Below are 18,727 nucleotides of genomic sequence, written 5' to 3'. Positions count from 1 at the left end.
AGCACTGAATGGCACTCGATATCCTCGTAGTCGATGACGAGCGGGATATTCGCGACCTTGTGGCCGGCGTCTTGAGTGACGAAGGCTATGAGTGCCGCACGGCAGGAGACAGCGAGAGCGCTATTGCCATGGTCGATGAAAGGCGGCCCAGCCTGGTGCTGCTCGACGTTTGGCTACATGGCTCTCCGCGCGATGGTCTGGAAGTGCTCGATGCGATCAAGGCCCGCGAGCCCGGTCTGCCGGTCATCATTTTCTCCGGCCACGGCAATGTCGATACAGCGGTGTCCGCAGTCAGTCGCGGCGCGATGGACTTTATCGAAAAGCCGTTCGAGGCAGAGAAACTGCTCCACCTGGTAGAGCGCGCGACTGAGACCGAGCGTCTGCGCCGGGAGAACGAGCGCCTTCGTGAAGGCATGACGTCACCCGACGAATTCACCGGCAATTCCTCTGTCATCAACCAAGTGCGCGCCACTCTCAAACGTGTCGCCAACACCGGCAGCCGTGTGCTGGTGAGCGGACCTGCGGGAGCGGGCAAGGAAGTCGCCGCGCGCCTGCTGCACGCCTGGAGCCCGCGCGCTGACAAAGCCTTCGTCTCGGTCAATTCGGCCCGCATTACACCCGATCGATTCGAGCATGAATTGTTCGGCGAAGAGGCCGATGGCAAGCTGATCAGGCCCGGCCTGCTCGAACTTGCCGATGGTGGCACTCTCTACCTCGATGAAGTCGCCGATATGCCGGAGAACACGCAGGCTCGGATCCTGCGGGTCCTTACCGATCAGAGCTTTGTCCGCGTGGGCGGTAATCGCCAAGTCGGTGTGGATGTGCGCGTCGTATCTTCGACAGCGAAGGACTTGCTGACGGAAATCGAAGAGAAGCGGTTCCGCGAGGATCTGTTCTACCGGCTGAACGTCGTCCCGATCGAAATTCCGCCGCTCTCCGAACGGCGCGATGACATTCCGGCTCTCGCCGAGCACTTCTTCACGCGATACGCCCGTGAACAAGGCCTCACGCCGCCCAATATTGCGCCCGAAGCGATGGCATCCTTGCAGGCATACGATTGGCCCGGAAATGTACGCCAGTTCCGCAATGTCATAGAGCGCACCGTGATCCTCGCACCGCGCGAAGATTTCGAAACGATCACGCCAGAAATGATGCCCGAAGAGATTACCGGCGGCTCGTCGGACAGCGGCAGCGGCATGTCGAACCTCATGGGCGTTCCGCTGCGGGAAGCGCGCGAAAGCTTCGAGCGAGAGTATCTGCGCATCCAGATACGGCGCTTTTCGGGCAATATTTCCAAGACCGCGGGTTTCATCGGGATGGAGCGATCAGCGCTGCATAGGAAGCTGAAATTGCTGGGAATGAACGACCGCAACAATGGTGACTAAGTGATCTATTGAAGGGCTCTTGCGCAGCAGACTTCGCTCACCCACATATCTGTCTCGAAACTTACGCATTTTTGTGCGATATATTGCACTTGTGTGACAAGCGGTGCTGCCCATCCGCAGTGCCAGAATGCAGTTCGACAACGATCGGACTGCCAACAAGAACGGAGTCAGATAAATGGCCAAAGGAACACTCACCCCCCGGCCTCGGCCAGAAGCCGAAAAGGAAAGAGCGCCTGCTGCGCCGTCCAAGACGGGTAATTTGCAGGATCTGTTCCTGAACCATTTGCGGCGCGAAAAGATGCCCGTCACCATGTTCTTGGTGAAGGGCGTGAAGCTGCAGGGAATTGTAACCTGGTTCGATAACTTTTCCATCCTGCTGCGCCGGGACGGTCAGTCGCAACTTGTCTACAAGCATGCGATTTCGACGATCATGCCGAGCAATCCGGTCGATGCCGACAGTTTCGACACGGGCTTCGACGGAAACCGCAAGCAGCGCCTGTTGCAGGACATTTTCCTGAGCCGCGTCCGCGATGCCGGGGTCCAGGTGACGATGTTTCTGGTCAATGGCGTGATGCTGCAGGGCCGCATTGCCGCATACGACCTGTTCTGCATGCTGCTGGAGCGCGAAGGCTACGTCCAGCTTGCTTACAAACACGCTGTCTCGACCATCCAGCCCGCCACTCAGGTCGATCTGACCGAGGACGGGTTCGACGATGACGATGACGACGACAGCGAAGACTGAGGCGAAGTAGCCTGATTGTAGATGATGACATCGAAGGCGAGGTAACGCGCGGGGCGCGTGCCCTTGTCGTGTGCCCGGATATTCGCGGCCAGCGTAGCGAGGAAGACCCTGACGCGCGTCTTGAAGAGGCGAAGGGTCTCGCGCTTGCGATCGGGATCGTCGTGGCCGAAGCCTATATACTGAACGTGCGGGACATCCGGCCAAACACGCTTTTCGGTGAGGGCCAAGTCCAGCGGATCGCCACCGATTGCACCTTGCACGATGCCGAGTTGGTCATCGTGGACGGGGCGCTATCGCCCATCCAGCAACGCAATCTCGAAGAGAAAATCGGCCGCAAGGTGATCGACCGGACCGGTCTCATCCTCGAAATATTCGGGGAGCGGGCAGCAACGGCGGAAGGCCGTTTACAAGTCGAGCTCGCGCATCTGGACTATCAGGCAAGCCGTCTGGTGCGCAGCTGGACTCACCTCGAGCGTCAGCGTGGTGGCTTCGGCTTCCTCGGCGGCCCGGGTGAGACGCAGATTGAGGCTGACCGCCGCATGATCCGCGATCGCATGGCGAAGCTTCGGCGGGAGCTGGAGCAGGTCCGCAAGACCCGCGAATTGCATCGCAAGCGACGTGGCAGGGCGCCGTGGCCCGTCGTTGCGCTTGTTGGCTACACAAACGCCGGAAAGTCAACGCTTTTCAACCGCTTGACCGGTGCTGACGTCATGGCGGAAGACTTGCTCTTCGCCACACTCGATCCAACGATGCGGGCGATTAACCTGCCCGGTGTCGAGAAAGCCATTCTGTCCGATACGGTCGGATTCATTTCCGATCTGCCTACCCAATTGGTGGCGGCCTTCCGCGCAACGCTCGAAGAAGTGACGGCAGCGGACATTGTGCTGCACGTCCGCGATATCGCCAATCCTGACAGTGCCCAGCAGAAGCGGCAGGTGCTCTCTGTCCTCCATGATCTCGGCGTCGTGGATGAAGTAGGGGAGGGTGTGGATGCCCCGGTTCTCGAAGTCTGGAACAAGTGGGACTTGCTTGACGAGGATGCGAATTCGGAGCTAGGCGGTCTCGCGCAAAGCGACGATGCGATTATTCCCATCTCAGCGATGACTGGCGAGGGGCTGACTGAACTTCAGCAACGCCTAGGCGCGGTCCTGACGGAAGGCGCCCGGATATACAGCTTCACGCTACCTGCGCATGATGGAGCGCGGATTGCATGGCTGCACGCCCATGGCGAGGTGTTGAGCGAGGAAGAACTGGAAGAGGGCGCTTCAGGTCCGGCGAGGCTGGTCAAGGTTCGCCTGACCGAGAAAGAGCATGGCCGGTTCGAGGCTTTGGACGCTTAACCGATTGAGCGCTTGGCGCGTTGCCAATAGGCTTCTTGCTCTCCAAGCGAGAGCGTGGCGAAATCATCGCCGTCCTGCTCAGCCAAACGCTCCATTTCGCGGAACCGCCGTTCGAATTTGGAGTTCGCCGCTTTGAGAGCCTGCTCTGCATCCACCCCGTATCGGCGCACGATATTGACGGCTACGAAAAGTACATCGCCCGCCTCGGTCAGCTTGTCGTCTTCGTTTGCGGAATGAAGTTCGTCCAATTCTTCCAATAGTTTTGCGCGCGGACCTTCTATATCATCCCATTCGAAGCCGACGCGCGCGGCGCGTTTCTGCAGCTTCTCGGAGCGGAGCAGGGCAGGATAAGCACTGGCAACACCATCCATCGCGCTTGTCGCGCCTTCTTTTGCCCGCTCCGCCTCTTTCAGATCCTCCCAGCGCTTTCCGTCCATCTGGCCACCCTCATCGCCGAAGATGTGCGGATGACGTGCTTCCATCTTGTCTGAGATTGCCTGTGCGACATCTTCGAAAGCGAAATGACCATTCTCTTCGGCCATGCGGGAGTGGAAGACGACCTGGAGCAGCAAATCGCCCAATTCGCGGCGAAGCTCATCCATATCGCTGCGCTCGATCGCATCGGCGACTTCATAGGCTTCCTCTATCGTATAAGGCGCGATTGTTTCGAATGTCTGCGCAACATCCCATTCGCAACCATGCTCCGGGTCACGCAGCCGCGCCATGATGGAAAGCAGGCGGTTGAGTTGTTCAGACATGAGAGGGGGTCGCCATTTTCGGTCAGCTACACGAAGAAGTCGGATTGATAATATATATTATGTTAAGCGCGTGAGTGCTCTCCGAGCTACGAGAGCTCACCAGATTCAGTGCGATGTCGTGACTACCTGACACCTTATTCACGTTACGAGACTGAAAAAGATTGCGACGCCAGCGAAGATCGCGGCCCAGGTAAGCGCCATTCTGATCGTCTTCCCGGTATCCACCCTGTAAGATCGGTACGCGAACAGAACCAGCACCAGCCAGCCTGCCATCGCAATCAGCGAAACCAATTGCACTCCGTCAGCTGATCCCATGGTCAGAGCTCCGTCAGGCTTTCAAATGCATCCCATCGTATCCGACGAGCACGCCGGAGGGAATTTCTTCGCTCAGCGTGGCATAATCCATGCTCTTGTCGAGATGCGACAGGACGGTTTTGCGCGCCTTTGTGCGTTTGGCGAACTCCAGCGCGGTCGAGAGGTTGGCATGCGTCGGATGTGCCTGACGGCGCAGACAGTCGGTTACCAGAATGTCGACATCGGCAAAGAAAGCGATCATCGCATCGGTCAGTTCGCTAAAGTCTGTGGCGTAACCGATTGATTTTCCGTCTGCATCGAAGCGGTATCCGGTCGATTCAATCGGCCCGTGCGGCATTTCGATGGTTTCCACGCCAAATCCGGCAAACATCCGCAAATTGTCGAGCGAGTTTAGCTCAACGATGTTGGGATAGCCGTGCTCGCCCTTGAAAACGTAGCTGAAGCGCGGCTTTAAGCGGCTGATCGTCGCGCTCGAAGCGAAACCGGGAAGTCCGCTGGATCTGCCGAAGCGAAATGGGCGCAAATCATCGATGCCGTGGCAATGATCGGCGTGATCATGCGTCCAGAAGACCGCATCCAGCCTGTCGATTTCGTTTGCCAGCATTTGCTGGCGCAAATCGGGCGACGTATCGACGAGCAGCCTATTGCCAGCATCGCTTTCTACCACGATTGATACGCGGGTCCGGCGATTTTTCGGATCGCGCGGGTCGCATGCACCCCAGTCATTGCCGATACGCGGTACGCCGGTCGATGTGCCGCAGCCCAGGACGATCAGCTTCACGCAGGCACCCCGTCCCGCGCCTTGCTGAACAGGTTGAAGAAGTGCGCCGTGGTGGTCGCGCCGAGTTCCTCAAGGCTTTCGCCCCGCAAGTCCGCGACGAATTCGGCGGTGTTGCGAACGAACGCCGGTTCGCCTGTCTTGCCGCGATGCGGGACTGGAGCAAGGAACGGACTGTCGGTTTCTACCAGAAGTCGGTCGGTCGGAATTTCCTTCGCAAATTCCTGTAGTTCTTTCGCATTCTTGAAAGTGATAATACCTGAAAGCGAGATCGAGAGTCCCATCTCCAGAACCCGGCGGCCGAATGCAGGGGAGGCGGTGAAGCAGTGGATCAGGGCGGGGAAGGCCCCCTTCCCCATTTCATCCTCGAGGATGTCGCCGGTATCCTGATCCGCATCGCGCGTATGGATTACCAGCGGCAGGCCGGTCTCCCGCGCGACGCCGATATGCATGCGGAAGAGGTCCTGCTGAACCTGCCGGTCGGACTTGTCGTAGTAGTAATCAAGACCCGTTTCACCGATTCCGATTACCCGATCGTGTTCGGTCGCCTTGAGGAGTATGTCACGGCCCAGATCTGCATGTTGATCGGCCTCATGCGGATGGATGCCGACGGTCGCCCACACGTCGTTTTCGCGCTCGGCGACCGCGATCACATCGCCCCATTCGCTTTCACGCGTCGAGATATTGAGGAAACCCTGCACACCAAGCGCGCGGGCATTGGCCAGAACTTCAGCCTGACGTTCCTTGAGGCCCTCATAAACCAGATGGCAATGGCTATCGATGAGCATCAGTCGCCCTGCCCTTCGTCGGCCTCAGGAAGTTCGAGCCGCGGGAAGAGGCCCTGCGGCTTTTCAAGACGGAAATCGCTCTGCGATAATGCGCGATACCAGACAGTATCTATCTTCTGCGCATCGGCATTCATGGCATCGAGAAGCTTCGCCATCGACCCTGGCATCACCGGAACGACCGCTTCAGCAAGCTGCGCAATACAGACATAAAGCGTCGCCAGCACAGTCCTCATGCGATCCGGATCGGTTTTCTTCAATGCCCAGGGTGCCTGCACATCGATATAGGCGTTGCAGGCGAACACGGCGTTCATCCACGCCTCGAGCCCTTGCGAGAACGCCAGCGCTTCGAAAGCCTGAGGCAGATCCGTCTTGCACGCTTTCTCGATCTGATCGAGCAATTCCGTGTCGTCCGCTTGCAAATTGTCGAGCGCCGGCAATTCGCCTTCGCAGTTCTTGAAAATCAGCGAAAGCGTGCGCTGGGCCAGATTACCGAAGCTGTTTGCGAGTTCGGAGTTTGCTCTATTTACAATGGCTTCATGTGAATAGCTGCCATCCTGCCCGAAGCTGAATTCACGCAGGAGGAAATAGCGGAGCACATCGACGCCATAACGGTCTGCCAGCTCGGCCGGATCGGTCACATTGCCGAGGCTCTTGCTTTCCTTCTGCCCCTTTTTGAGCAGGAAGCCGTGCGCGAACACCTGCTTCGGCAAAGGAATATCGGCGCTCATGAGGAAAGCGGGCCAATAGACCGTGTGGAACCGCGTAATATCCTTGCCGATCAGATGCAGGTCGGCAGGCCAGAATATGGCCATCTCCTCGGTTTCTTCGGGGAAGCCCAGACCGGTCAGATAATTGGTGAGCGCATCTACCCACACATACATGACGTGGTCTTCCGCGCCCGGTACCTTCACGCCCCAGTCGAAACTCGTCCGGCTGACGGACAGATCGCGCAGACCGCCTTCAACAAACCGCATCACTTCATTGCGGCGGCTATCCGGGCGAATGAAGCCCGGTTGCTCATTGTAGAGCGCCAGAAGCTTGTCCTGATAATTGGAAAGGCGGAAGAACCAGCTTTCCTCAACCGTCCACTCAACGGGCGTGCCTTGGGGCGAGAGTTTCTCATCCCCCTCCCCTTCGATCAGCTCGCTCTCGTCGTAATAGGCTTCATCGCGGATCGAATACCATCCCTCGTACCGGTCGAGATAGAGGTCGCCTTTGGCTTCCATCCTCTTCCAGATTTCGCGGCTCGCGGCGTGGTGTACGTCTTCGCTGGTGCGGATGAAGCGGTCGTAGGAAATATCGAGTTTGTCGAACAAATCCCGGAAATAGCCGGACATTTCGTCCGCCAGCTCGCGCGGCGTGATGCCGAGATCGCGCGCCTTTTGCGCCATCTTTAGCCCGTGCTCGTCGGTCCCGGTCTGGAAGCGCACCTCGCGGCCCATCTGGCGGTGGAAACGTGCAAGAACGTCGGCAGCGATCGTCTCATAGGCATGGCCGATATGCGGCTTGCCGTTGGGATAGTGAATCGCGGTGGTAAGATAGAAGGGATCAGCCATTTGCGCGTTTCCCTAGGCTGCACTCCGGGCGGCTGCAAGGTTGCTTAGCAAAGTGCCGATTTCCATGATCAGCAGCCCGGCGTCGAAATTGGCGGTCGGCGCCTGCGCGGCGAGCCGGACCAACTCGGCGTGGGTCTCAACCAGCGCGGGGATCTGATCGTGCCCAACGCCCGACATATGCCCGGCCACCACTGCGCGCGCCAGCTCGATAGCGGCTAGCTGCTTCTCCCGCTTGGGCCGCGCGCCCATTGCACCTGCGAGCTGTCCGCGCAGGGCGAAATCGGGATCGCCGCGCTCAGCAATCTGCTGCATCAGCGTGTGTATTTTGCCGAGGTCAAGCTCCACGAAATCGATCGCTGCACCGGGCGAGCCCGAAGCTGCTGCCATGGCCGCGTCGCGCATTTCATTGCTCGCCTGCGGCGCTTCCCGGGCGAGGACGGCGCGCATGTCTTGATCCGAAATTCGCGGGAAAGCGAGGATGCGGCAGCGTGAGCGGATCGTCGGCAGCAGGCGTCCGATGCGATGTGCAATCAGCAGGAAAAACGTGCCCTGCGGCGGTTCTTCTAGGCTTTTGAGCAAAGCATTGGCGGTCGGCGCTTCCATGTCGTCTGCCGGGTCGATGATCACAGCGCGCCGCGCGCCGAGTGTCGGGCGCGTGTTCAGGCGCTGCTGAAGCTGGCGAATCTGCTCGATCTTGATGTTGCGCGCCAGCTCAAAGGGTTTGCCATCGGCGCGCTTCTTCTCCTCCGCATCATTTTTCGGAGGGTGCGAGGTGTAGAGGATATCGGGATGATCGCCGGCGGGCTGAACAACGTCCTCTTCCGCGACCAGCTCGCGGGCAGCAGCAAGAGCGAAAGCCGATTTGCCGACGCCTTTGCGACCCGACAGGATCCAGGCATGGTGCATCCGTTCGCCAGACATTGCGCTGCGCCACGTGGCCCACGCCTCTTCATGACCGATATAACTCATCCGCCTTCGCCCAATAACGGCGCCATCGCGCGCATGATGCGCGTGTGAACCTCTTCGGGAGACCCAGCGGCGTCGATCAGCACAAATCGCTCCGGGTCCATCGCTGCGAGATCGCGGAAACGCTGCGCAACGCGGGCGTGATAGGCCGCAGATCGCCCGCCGATACGGTCTGCATTGTCGCCGTCCCGCTCGGCAAGCCTCTGCGCGATATCTTCGCTCTCTGCCTGTAGCAGGAAGGTAATATCCGGCATCAAAGCATATGAGCCGATGGTGTGGAGCGAGAGGATTGCATCGTCCGACAGATCATCTCCGCCCGCCTGATACGCGCGCGAGGAATCGATAAAGCGATCGCAGACGACCCATTTGCCATCATGCAAGGCCGGATAAATGGCGTTGGCCACATGATCCGATCGCGCGGCCGCGAAGAGCAAGGCTTCGGCGGCCACGTCCCAATCGAACTGCTTGTCAAGCAGGAGACCACGGATCGCCTCCGCGCCGGGTGTGCCGCCCGGCTCGCGGGTCTGGAGAACAGTAAGGCCGCGCATCTCCAAAGCCTCTGACAACAGGCTTGCCTGTGTCGATTTGCCGACGCCTTCGCCGCCTTCCAGACTGATGAATGTACCGCGCATTACTGCACCCAGCTCACAAAAGCATTGGCGATGCGTTGAAACAGATTGGCCTGCGGCACATCTGCTGCAGCGACCAGAGGGGCTTCCAGCACGCTTTCTCCGTCAATTGTGAGGCGCAATCGCGCCACCGAGTCACCCGCTGCAATGGGGGCCTGCAGGGGCCCGCGGTAAACGGTCTCGATCTTCCAGCTATCCACGTCGATATCCTTGGGCAGAGCAACTGCCAGATCGCTCTCAAGGCGTAGATTGACCCGCGCTGCCGAACCGTCCTGTACCGCAGCCGAACTCACGATCGTACCGCGGTCGATCAGCTTGGTGTGCTCGAAATTATCGAACCCCCATTCGAGCAGCGCGCGTGAAGCATCATCTCTTTCCCGGCCGGAGGGCGCACCGGCGAGCACCATCACCAGCCGCCTGTCGTCGCGTTCAGCGGAGCCGAGAAAGGTGAAGCCAGCCTCATTGGTGTAGCCGGTTTTCATGCCATCGGCGCCATCCACGCGGCCTGTGACAGGATCGTGATTGGACTGAGCAATATCCCGCCAGCGCAGGCCGCGATGGCCGAAGAAGCGACGGTAAAGGCCGGGATACTCGCGCGTGATCGCCGCGCCGAGCAGCGCGAGATCGTTGGCGGTGGTGTAGGTTTCTCCGCCGTCCGGAAAACCGTTGGCCGAGCCGAAATGCGTATTGCGCATGCCAAGTGCCTCGGCATTGGCATTCATCAGCGCGATCCAGCTATCGAGCGACCCGGTAGCGGCAGTTGCCAGAGCAACGCTCGCATCATTCCCGGAAACTGTGGTGATGCCGAGCAAGAGCTGCGCGATCGTAGGCCGCTCACCGGCGCGCAGGAACATGTTGGAGCCTTCGGCATACCACTCCTCTTCCAGCGAAGCGGGATACAGATAGGGCATATCGAGCCGCAGCTCGCCTTCCTCGATCAGTTTGAAAGCGGTGTAAGCCGTCATCACCTTGGTGACGGAAGCGGGGACAAAGCGACGATCCGCCTCGCGTGCAAACAGGGTTTGCCCTGTTGACAGATCGACGAGGACTCCAACCGGTATTTCTTCGGGTACCGGTGCCGGGGCAGGCATGGCAGGTGTTGCGGGCAGCACGCATGCGCCCAGCATAATTGCCATTGCCGAAAATCGCTTCAGGTCCAATCTGCCACTCCGTGCGGCGATTGGCACCTTTGCCTAGCCGCTGGTCAGGATTCGTGCATCGCTATAGCCCGCGCGCCGCACATTGGCGAGCGAAGCCTCGGCTTCTCCACGGGTCGCGAAAGGCCCGGTGCGGACGCGCCAGAAGCGGCCCGCTTGCGTCACCATTCCGCCGAGTGTATTGGCAACGCGATCGGCGCGGTCCCTCGTCGAGAATGCTGCGGCTTGCACCACGAAGCGCCCTTCGGCGGCCTGCTCAACGTGCCCAGGTGCCGGTGCTGCTTCCGATGCGTTCGCGTCGTCATTTTCGAAGGCGGCTGCAAATTCACCGCTACCTGCTCCTTCGTCCGCATGGGGCGCTGCGCCGATAGGTGGAAGCGAAGTCGCTGATGCGACTGCCGGCAGTTCTTGGTCATTGCTTGCAACGACGGGTGCCGGAACTTGTGCAGCGGGCGAAGCTGCCCGTGCGTCGGGACGTAGGGATGCCGCACCTGATTCAGGAAGGCGGCGCTGCAGAACAGTCAGAAGCGATGCGGGTGTATCCATGCGCTCGGGAGCAGCCTCGCCCGAACGCAAGGCGAAGCGTTCTGCCTCTGGCGGATTGACGCGGCGAACACGAACCGGCGTTTGTGATCCAGCGCCTAGCTGTTCCAGTGCAGCCGGAGAAAGACCAAGCAGATTGTTCGAGTCCATCGGTCCGCGCCGTTCGAGACGCACAAGGATCGTCCGGCCGGTTTCCAGCGACGTCACTTCAACATAGCTTGGCAAAGGCAGCGTATGGTGCGTCCCGGTAATACCGCGCGCGCCCTGATCGACAGTCAGATAGCCGACGTGATCATAGTTCATCGTGTCGAGCGGGACATATTCCGTCCCGTTGACCACATAGGGCTCGCCCACCGTGATCGGATAATCCGCAGACGGTCCGTTTTGCTGGCTCACCGGCAGTTGAGCGCTGCTTACCGAATTGACCGATCCGGCGGTCCCGGACACGCAGGCGGCAAGCCCTGCCGCCAGGGCAGAAGTCGCTATTCCCCTGAAAAGGAGAGGTAAACGGCGGTCATCGGCTAATCTCATCTGCAAGCAACCCCACGCTCATCGCGTAATAGTTCGAGCAGTTATATTCGAGGATAACCCTATAATTCTGAGTTAAGAGGTAGCCGGGCTCTGCCGGACCGTCCGGTTCGAACAGCGAAGCCATGACGTCATCATCGATCGGCGCGCGCGGCTGCACGCCCATTTCGCGCCACTCGCGCACTGTCATCCAGCGGCTGTGGCGAGCGTGCACGCGAGGGCAGACGGGTGCGGCGGTATTGTTCTCGATAGCGGCGCGATCGAGGCTGTTGGGCACGAATGCGCGCACTGCCCACGGCTGCCCTGTGCGCCAGCCTGCATCGCGGAAGTAGTTGGCTATCGAATGCACGGAATCGGCATCCGATGTCCAGACATCCCGGTCCCCGTCACCATCACCATCGACAGCGAGACGCAGGTAGACGCTGGGGAGGAATTGGCCATTACCGAATGCACCAGCCCAGCTGCCTTCCAATTGCGAGCGCGGAACGCCCATATCGACCATCTTAAGCACGTCGATCAGCTCACGCTCAAACAGCGTACGGCGGCGCCCGTCCCATGCGAGTGTGGCGAGTGAGCGTGGCAAGTCGAAGCCGCCCATGACTTGGCCATAGGCGGTCTCATGACCCCAGATGGCAACGACGATTTCCGCAGGCACGCCATATTCGCGCTCGATTTCGGCAGCCAAAGGCCCGATGCGAGCCAGCGTGCGATGTCCGCCATTGATGCGCGATGCGGTGTTGTGGCGGCGGAGATAGCTGCTCATCCACGCAAAGCCGGTTGCCGGATTGACATTGCTGCCAGAGGAAGCCTGCTCGCGGTCAAGCTCAAGCACACGTGCGTGCGGCGTCAGGCCGGCGAATACGCGATCAATCGTCGCCTGGCTCACCCCCTCTGCCCGCGCTCGCTCACCCACTTCATCGAGATAGCTGTTGAATGATTGATCCTGCGCATGCAGCGGAGCGGCGAGCAGCAGGCTGGTGGAAAGGGCGATACCGATGTGGCGGAGGTGCTTTGTGATCATGTGGTTACTCTATGCCAGCTTTCAGTGACTTGGGAATGCCCTCTTTTGGTCTCTGCGCCCAACAGACTCGCATTTGCGACAGAATGGTGTGGTGACAAGCGCGCACAAACGCGCTAGCTCGCCTTCCGCTCGGTCGGATGGGTGGCAGAGCGGTTGAATGCACCGGTCTTGAAAACCGGCAAGGGTGCAAGCCCTTCGTGGGTTCGAATCCCACCCCATCCGCCAGCGACAGACGCCACAGACGTTTGGCGATGGCGGGTCGCGGTGCGGACTATAGCAGCCCATGCGCCAGTCTCTGCAAATGCGAGAGGAGATGCGAATCCGGTGACGCTGCTGCTCGCCCTGCTACTTGTTGGAGCATCCATCGCGGTGCATTATGAGGTGTTGCGGCAGACCTCGACGCGACTTCCACACCTCAAATTGCCGCCGCGAGCCAGGATTGTGGCCATGCTGGTCGCGGCGATCGCATCGCACATGATCCATATCCTGCTATTCGCGACTGCCTTCTACGTGATTGAGAAATGGAGCGAACTTGGTTCAATCGACGGACCTTCGGGCCATGATTTCGGCGATGCCTTCTATTTTTCGATCACCAGCTACACGACGCTGGGTATCGGCGATTTGTATCCGACAGGAGCCGTCCGTTTGCTAAGCGGGATCGAAGCGCTTGTCGGACTGGTCATGATCGGTTGGACGGCCTCGATCACCTATCTTTACATGGAGCGTTTTTGGCATCTGCGGCCGGGAAAACACCACCGCAAGCCTTAATAGCAGTCGTGTGAACCATTATCGGTAGCGTAGGAAAGCTCACTTTTCCGCACAGATAGCGAGCTGAGCCAACGCCTCGTAATCCGCCCGGCATTGCTCCGCTACGGCGAGGTATTCGCCTTCAAGTTGCGGTTCGGAGGCGGGCGGCGGACCAAACCCCGTGGAAGCGTTGACCACATCATACCAATGCACGCCCCATACGCCATCTTCGGGATGCGGGCCTTTCTCCCAAGATAGCATGGCGGGCGTCCACGCGATGCCGAGCGCTTCGCAGAGCTTTGACAACACGCCGGTCGGGTCACGCAGGATCGCATCGCTATCGACCACCGGAGGTATCGCACCGCTGCGCTCCCGTTCCAGCTCGAAGTAGCGGCGCATCTGCGCAAAGCCGAGCATCTCGGCCCGGCGAAGCTCGTTCTTCTTGCGATAGCTGGCAACGACCCGTTCGGGGGCGCGGATCAGAAAGGCATGGCGGTGTTCTGGCATATCGGCGATCGAGATGGGCCCGACCATGTGGTGCGGCATATGCTTCTGATACCAGATCGGCTTGCCTCCGTGCCCTTCGCCCGATTGGGTAGCCAGCACCGAATGCCAGTCGCAATCCATGTCCGCGATGGTCTCCGCGCCGAGCGGATGATCCTCACCGCTGTCCCTGAGGAACGCGCCGTAGAACGGTTCGTCGGAAACCGCGCAGTCGGGCCTAGCTCCGAAGCTGCGCATCATCGCGGTCGATATGTTGCGCGGGCCGGACCACATGGCGATGCGGATTGTCATCAGGGCCTGTCTCGCCCTGCGACATCCTCTGCGAGCCGCTTGAGATAGATCTGCTGGAGGCGCTCGACCATCGGACCACGTTCGGTGCCGAGCACGCGCCCGTCCACCGTACCGACCGGAGCGACCCCGGCGAATGTGCCGGTGGTGAAGGCTTCGTCCGCGCCATAGACATGGGTGAGGGAGAAGTTGCGTTCGCGCACGGTGATGCCCGCTTCGCGCGCCACGCTGATCACCGTTCCGCGGGTGATGCCGTCGAGGCAGTAATCACCGCTGCTTGTCCAGATCTCACCGTCCTTGGCGATGAAGAAGTGGGTCGAATTGCACGTCGCCACGAAGCCGTGCGGGTCAAGCATCAGCGCCTCGTCCGCCCCCGCCTGCGCCGCCTGGATGCAGGCGGTGATGCAGTTGAGTTTGCTGTGCGAGTTCAGCATCGGGTCCTGCACGTCGGGATAGCCACGGCGCACGTGGACGGTGAACAGATCGAGCATCCGCGTCGCTGTTTCGGGCGCGGGTTCCTTCCATTCGGGGATGGTCACGATGGTCGCAGGGCTGATGACGACGCGCGGGTCCTGATAGGGCGTCGAGCGGATACCGCGCGTGCACATCAGCCTGACATGCACTCCCTCGCCATCCATCCCGTTCGCATCCAGCACAGCATAGAGCCGCCGCTCCAGTTCATCCTGCGTGACGCCAAGGTCCATATGAATGGCCTTCGCCCCGCGCCACAGCCGCTCGAAATGCTGGTCGAGGAAGGCGAGCCTGCCGCCATGCAGCCGCAACCCTTCCCACACGCCATCGCCCAGCATGAAGCCGCTGTCGAAGACGCTGACCTTTGCTGCGTCGCGCGCGAAGTGCTCGCCATTGACGCAAATCAGGATGTCCGCATTGCGCGGATCGGGGAGGTAGCTGTGAGTGCCCTTCCCCTCGACCATCAGATATGCAGCGCCCTGCCGTATGCGCCCAGAACCGCTTCATGCATCGACTCAGAGATCGTCGGATGAGGGAAGACGGTGTTCATCAGCTCCGCTTCGGTCGTCTCCAGCGTCATGCCGATGGTGTAGCCCTGGATCATCTCGGTCACTTCCGCGCCGACCATGTGCGCGCCCAGCAGCTCGCCGGTCTTCGCGTCGAACACGGTCTTGGTGAAGCCCTCCGCTTCTCCCAGAGCAATGGCCTTGCCGTTGCCGATGAAGGGGAACACGCCGACCTTCACCTCGTGACCGGCTTCCTTGGCCTTCGCCTCGGTCATGCCGACGCTGGCGATCTGCGGGTGGCAATAGGTACAGCCCGGGATAGCAGAGCGGTTGAGCGGGTGCGGATGCACGTCCTTGTTGCCCAGTTCCTGCGCGATGGCTTCAGCGGTGGTCACGCCCTCATGCGAAGCCTTGTGCGCCAGCCACGGGCCGGGTGTGCAGTCGCCGATAGCCCAGAGGCCCTTGGATTTGGTGCGACCATAGGGATCGATCTGGATGAAGCCGCGATCCATCTCTGCGAGCTTGTCGATTCCGATGTTCTCGGTATTGGGCTGGATGCCGATGGCGGTGATGCAGTGCGTGTATTCGCCCGTATGGACCTTGCCGTCCTTGTCCTTGATCTTGGCCGTCACGCCTTTGCCGGTCACTTTCAGGTCCTCGACCCCCGCACCGGTCATGATCGTCATGCCCTGCTTGGTGAGGCTCTTGTTGAGGAAGGCGGAGACCTCGTGGTCTTCCACCGGCACGATGCGGTCGAGCATCTCGACCACGGTCACATCCGCGCCCATGTCGTTGTAGAAGCTGGCGAACTCGATCCCGATGGCGCCCGATCCGATGACCAGCAGCTTCTTCGGCATTTCGGGCGGCGTCATGGCGGTGCGGTAGGTCCACACCTTCTTGCCGTCTGCCGGAGCGAACGGGAGGTCACGGGCCCGCGCGCCGGTGGCGACGATCACATGCTTGGCGGTCAGCTTCTCCTCGCCCTTGTCGCCCTTCACCGTCAGGCTGGTCGCGCCGGTCAGCGTGCCCTCGCCCATGTGGACGGTGATCTTGTTCTTCTTCATCAGGTGCGCGATGCCGCTGGAGAGCTGCTTGGCGACGCCGCGGCTGCGCTTCACCACGGCTTCGAGGTCGGCCTCAATCTCGCCCGCGATCTTCAGGCCATAGTCCTTGGCGTGCTGGGCATAATGCAGGATCTCTGCCGAGCGAAGCAGCGCCTTTGTCGGGATACAGCCCCAGTTGAGGCAGATTCCGCCCAGGTTCTCGCGCTCCACGATGGCGGTCTTGAGCCCCAGCTGCGCGCAGCGGATTGCCGCGACATAGCCACCAGGGCCCGATCCGAGAACGACGACGTCGTATGAGTTGTCAGCCATTTGCTGTCCTGCTTTCAGTGGTTTCGTTCAAAGGGTGTGACAGGTGTGACAGTGTCCAGGGGAGGAATTTCTCCGGAGCGGATTTCACGCCTGAAATTGGTTTCTTAGGGGTGCCAGCGAGAGCGGTCATGCGATCGACATGGCCTGCCAAGATGGGTGTAGGAAAGAGCGCTGAAGTCATGCCGCAGCCACCGGGCGGGGCTTGCCCCCATCGTCTATCGCAACAAAGGTGAATTTGGCAGAGGTCACCAGCTCTTCCTCTTCCGAATGGCGCTCGCGGCGGTAGGCGTCGGTGGCGATCACTATGCTGCTGGTGCCGACCTTGGTGATTTCGGCGTAGACCGAGACTTCGTCGCCCACTTTCACCGGCTTGTGGAACGTGACGCCATCCATCGCGATGGTGACCGCCCTGCCCTTCGCCCGGCGAGCAGCGACAAGCCCCGCGCCCGAGTCCATCAGGCTCATCAGCCAGCCGCCGAAGATGTCGCCATAGGCATTGGCGTCGGCAGGCATCGCGGTGACGCGCATGGCGGGGTTACGATTAGTCATCACAGACCGAAGAGGTAGCCAAAACCGATGAAAAGCACTCCGACGAATGCCAAAGCAAGCAAGCCGAGCCAGATGACGACAGTTCGCAACACACGTGTGACGCGCATCCAATCAGCCCCTTCATGAGCATTTCAGTGGCTCGATACGAGAAAGATACCAAAGCCCATTAGCAAACCGACGAATAAGAAGTTGCCGATAATTCCGCCGCGCTTCGAACCATGCTCCATCTTCTTGAAGAGGGAGCCCACAACGAGAATAGGTATTAGGGCACCCGCCACTATGATGCAGAGGATACCTACTATGAGCAGCAGGATGTCCATTCGAGCTCGTCATCCTTGCTTTACGCCACCAGCCCCAGCGGTGCCTCGATCATTTCCTTGAAGGCTTTCATCAACTGCGCGCCGTCTGCGCCGTCGATGGCGCGGTGGTCGAAGCTGCCGGTGGCAGACATTACGCTGGCAATCTGCAGGCTGTCATCGACGACATAGGGACGCTTGTCGCCTGCACCGATCGCCATGATCATGCCCTGCGGCGGGTTGATGACGGCTTCGAACTGCTTGATGCCGAACATACCCATGTTGGAAAGACTCGCGGTGCCGCCCTGGTATTCCTCGGGGGCCAGCTTCCCGTCCTTCGCGCGGGTGGCGAGGTCCTTCATCTCGGTGCTGATCTTGCTCACCGCCTTGCTGCCCGCATCGGTAACGATGGGAGTGATCAGGCCATTGGGGATGCTGACGGCCACCGACACGTCGGCGCGCTTGAACTTGAGCATGGTGTCGCCAGCAAACTGCACGTTGCAGGCGGGCACGGCTTCGAGCGATTTGCCCAGCGCCTTGATCATGAGATCGTTGACCGAGAGCTTCACGCCCTGCGGTTGGAGCGCGGCATTAAGCTCGCTGCGCAGCTTGAGCAGCGCGTCGAGGCGGATATCGACCGTCAGGTAGATATGCGGAACCTGCTGTTTGGATTCGGTCAGGCGGCGCGCGATGGTCTTGCGCATGCCGGACAGCTTCTCGACCTCGTGCGGAATGCCGAAATCCTGTGCTTCCGTCGGAGCTGGTGCAGGCGTCGGTGAAGGGACTGGAGCGCTTGGGGCAGGAGCCGGAGCAGCTGCACCCGGTTTCGCATCTTCAACGTCGGCTTTCACGATGCGGCCATTGGGGCCACTGCCCTTGATCGCGGAAAGGTCGAGCCCCTTCTGCTCGGCGATGCGCTTGGCGAGCGGCGATGCGATGACGCGGTCGCCCGAAGATGCTGCCGGGGCAGGCGTGCGTGCAGGCTCTGCGCTTTCGCGCGGTTCAGCTTTCGCGGGCTCGGCGGGAGCTTCGTCTTTCTCGGCTGGCGCGGGTGCGGGAGCCGATGCGCCATCGCCGGCAGGCTCCACATCGCTCACTTCTTCGCCATCTTCGGCGAGCGTCGCGATGATCGTGCCGACCTTCACGCCTTCAGTGCCTTCTTCCACCTGGATATGGGCTATCACGCCCTCATCCACGGCTTCGAATTCCATCGTTGCCTTGTCGGTCTCGATCTCGGCCATGATGTCGCCGGAGGAGACGCTGTCCCCCACTTTCACCAGCCATTTTGCGAGAGTCCCTTCTTCCATGGTTGGCGAAAGGGCGGGCATCTTGATGGCAATCGGCATGTGCGGAGTACGCTCCCTGACAAATTTGGTTTCTTGCTCTTTTCGTGCAGCCGTTCATTGGCCAATTTGGCCGCGCGGGGCAAGGTTCACTTGCACATGCCGTGATTTCCCTGAATATCCAACGGTTCGGAGAGGGAAATA

Annotated in this window: 20 protein-coding genes and 1 tRNA gene; 5 read left to right on the top strand and 16 right to left on the bottom strand. The window is 60.3% G+C overall.

Features of this window, described 5'->3' with window-relative positions; all coding sequences use genetic code 11:
* The first annotated feature begins 8 nt into the window (after positions 1–8).
* The 3 genes from ntrX to hflX all read left to right on the top strand — a co-directional run bounded on the left by ntrX (position 9) and on the right by hflX (position 3,467).
* Positions 9–1,385 (top strand): nitrogen assimilation response regulator NtrX, encoded by a 1,377-nt coding sequence (gene ntrX / locus O2N64_RS12260; protein WP_271077873.1) that lies wholly within the window; start codon positions 9–11, stop codon positions 1,383–1,385.
* 175 nt (positions 1,386–1,560) lie between these two features.
* Complete coding sequence (hfq, locus tag O2N64_RS12255) at positions 1,561–2,127, top strand: RNA chaperone Hfq (RefSeq protein ID WP_271077872.1); 567 nt, start codon at positions 1,561–1,563, stop codon at positions 2,125–2,127.
* Positions 2,128–2,195: 68 nt separating this feature from the next.
* Positions 2,196–3,467, top strand: coding sequence for a GTPase HflX (gene hflX / locus O2N64_RS12250; protein WP_271077871.1), 1,272 nt, complete (start codon positions 2,196–2,198; stop codon positions 3,465–3,467).
* Here hflX and mazG read toward each other — a convergent pair.
* The 10 genes from mazG to O2N64_RS12200 all read right to left on the bottom strand — a co-directional run bounded on the left by mazG (position 3,464) and on the right by O2N64_RS12200 (position 12,506).
* Positions 3,464–4,225 carry a nucleoside triphosphate pyrophosphohydrolase gene (gene mazG, locus O2N64_RS12245; protein ID WP_271077870.1) on the bottom strand — a complete coding sequence of 254 codons (762 nt, stop codon included), beginning with the start codon at positions 4,223–4,225 and terminating at the stop codon, positions 3,464–3,466. The two genes, hflX and mazG, sit on opposite strands and share 4 nt — an antisense overlap.
* Positions 4,226–4,363: 138 nt before the next feature.
* Positions 4,364–4,540, bottom strand: a complete 177-nt coding sequence (locus O2N64_RS12240) for a hypothetical protein (RefSeq protein WP_271077869.1) — start codon at positions 4,538–4,540, stop codon at positions 4,364–4,366.
* 13 nt (positions 4,541–4,553) lie between these two features.
* Positions 4,554–5,321, bottom strand: a complete 768-nt coding sequence (locus O2N64_RS12235) for an MBL fold metallo-hydrolase (protein ID WP_271077868.1) — start codon at positions 5,319–5,321, stop codon at positions 4,554–4,556.
* On the bottom strand, positions 5,318–6,106 hold the full coding sequence (locus O2N64_RS12230; protein ID WP_271077867.1) for a TatD family hydrolase: 789 nt from the start codon (positions 6,104–6,106) through the stop codon (positions 5,318–5,320). The genes O2N64_RS12235 and O2N64_RS12230 overlap by 4 nt, the downstream gene beginning before the upstream one ends.
* Positions 6,106–7,662 carry a methionine--tRNA ligase gene (gene metG / locus O2N64_RS12225; RefSeq protein WP_271077866.1) on the bottom strand — a complete coding sequence of 519 codons (1,557 nt, stop codon included), beginning with the start codon at positions 7,660–7,662 and terminating at the stop codon, positions 6,106–6,108. Before metG ends, O2N64_RS12230 begins: the two co-directional genes overlap by 1 nt.
* 12 nt (positions 7,663–7,674) lie before the next feature.
* Entirely contained in the window at positions 7,675–8,631 is a 957-nt protein-coding gene (locus O2N64_RS12220; protein WP_271077865.1) for a DNA polymerase III subunit delta', read from the bottom strand.
* Positions 8,628–9,260 (bottom strand): dTMP kinase, encoded by a 633-nt coding sequence (tmk, locus tag O2N64_RS12215; RefSeq protein ID WP_271077864.1) that lies wholly within the window; start codon positions 9,258–9,260, stop codon positions 8,628–8,630. Before tmk ends, O2N64_RS12220 begins: the two co-directional genes overlap by 4 nt.
* A complete protein-coding gene (locus tag O2N64_RS12210) occupies positions 9,260–10,393 on the bottom strand; it encodes a D-alanyl-D-alanine carboxypeptidase family protein (protein WP_271077863.1) in 1,134 nt (377 codons plus the stop codon). Before O2N64_RS12210 ends, tmk begins: the two co-directional genes overlap by 1 nt.
* A 57-nt stretch (positions 10,394–10,450) precedes the next feature.
* On the bottom strand, positions 10,451–11,404 hold the full coding sequence (locus O2N64_RS12205) for an SPOR domain-containing protein (protein ID WP_271077862.1): 954 nt from the start codon (positions 11,402–11,404) through the stop codon (positions 10,451–10,453).
* Between the two features lie 67 nt (positions 11,405–11,471).
* Positions 11,472–12,506: a lytic murein transglycosylase gene (locus tag O2N64_RS12200; protein ID WP_271077861.1), complete on the bottom strand. Its 1,035-nt coding sequence runs from the start codon at positions 12,504–12,506 to the stop codon at positions 11,472–11,474.
* Between the two features lie 135 nt (positions 12,507–12,641).
* Here O2N64_RS12200 and O2N64_RS12195 point away from each other — a divergent pair.
* Positions 12,642–12,731, top strand: a tRNA-Ser gene (locus tag O2N64_RS12195).
* A 99-nt stretch (positions 12,732–12,830) separates the two neighbouring features.
* The gene (locus O2N64_RS12190; RefSeq protein WP_271077860.1) at positions 12,831–13,274 is read left to right on the top strand and encodes a potassium channel family protein; all 444 of its coding nucleotides are present in this window, start codon (positions 12,831–12,833) and stop codon (positions 13,272–13,274) included.
* Between the two features lie 39 nt (positions 13,275–13,313).
* Here the strand turns inward: O2N64_RS12190 and O2N64_RS12185 are convergent, their stop codons facing one another.
* The 6 genes from O2N64_RS12185 to O2N64_RS12160 form a co-directional block, all read right to left on the bottom strand.
* Positions 13,314–14,048, bottom strand: coding sequence for an HAD family hydrolase (locus O2N64_RS12185; protein ID WP_271077859.1), 735 nt, complete (start codon positions 14,046–14,048; stop codon positions 13,314–13,316).
* On the bottom strand, positions 14,048–14,980 hold the full coding sequence (locus tag O2N64_RS12180) for an aminotransferase class IV (RefSeq protein WP_271077858.1): 933 nt from the start codon (positions 14,978–14,980) through the stop codon (positions 14,048–14,050). Before O2N64_RS12180 ends, O2N64_RS12185 begins: the two co-directional genes overlap by 1 nt.
* Entirely contained in the window at positions 14,980–16,395 is a 1,416-nt protein-coding gene (lpdA, locus tag O2N64_RS12175) for a dihydrolipoyl dehydrogenase (protein WP_271077857.1), read from the bottom strand. The genes O2N64_RS12180 and lpdA overlap by 1 nt, the downstream gene beginning before the upstream one ends.
* Before the next feature lie 177 nt (positions 16,396–16,572).
* Complete coding sequence (locus O2N64_RS12170; protein WP_271077856.1) at positions 16,573–16,944, bottom strand: acyl-CoA thioesterase; 372 nt, start codon at positions 16,942–16,944, stop codon at positions 16,573–16,575.
* A 131-nt stretch (positions 16,945–17,075) separates the two neighbouring features.
* Complete coding sequence (locus tag O2N64_RS12165; RefSeq protein ID WP_271077855.1) at positions 17,076–17,264, bottom strand: hypothetical protein; 189 nt, start codon at positions 17,262–17,264, stop codon at positions 17,076–17,078.
* A 20-nt stretch (positions 17,265–17,284) separates the two neighbouring features.
* Entirely contained in the window at positions 17,285–18,586 is a 1,302-nt protein-coding gene (locus O2N64_RS12160) for a pyruvate dehydrogenase complex dihydrolipoamide acetyltransferase (RefSeq protein ID WP_271077854.1), read from the bottom strand.
* Between the last annotated feature and the right edge of the window lie 141 nt (positions 18,587–18,727).

It is taken from the genome of Aurantiacibacter sp. MUD61, assembly GCF_027912455.1.
Classification (GTDB): domain Bacteria; phylum Pseudomonadota; class Alphaproteobacteria; order Sphingomonadales; family Sphingomonadaceae; genus Alteraurantiacibacter.
This window is presented reverse-complemented; position numbering and strand designations above follow the sequence as displayed.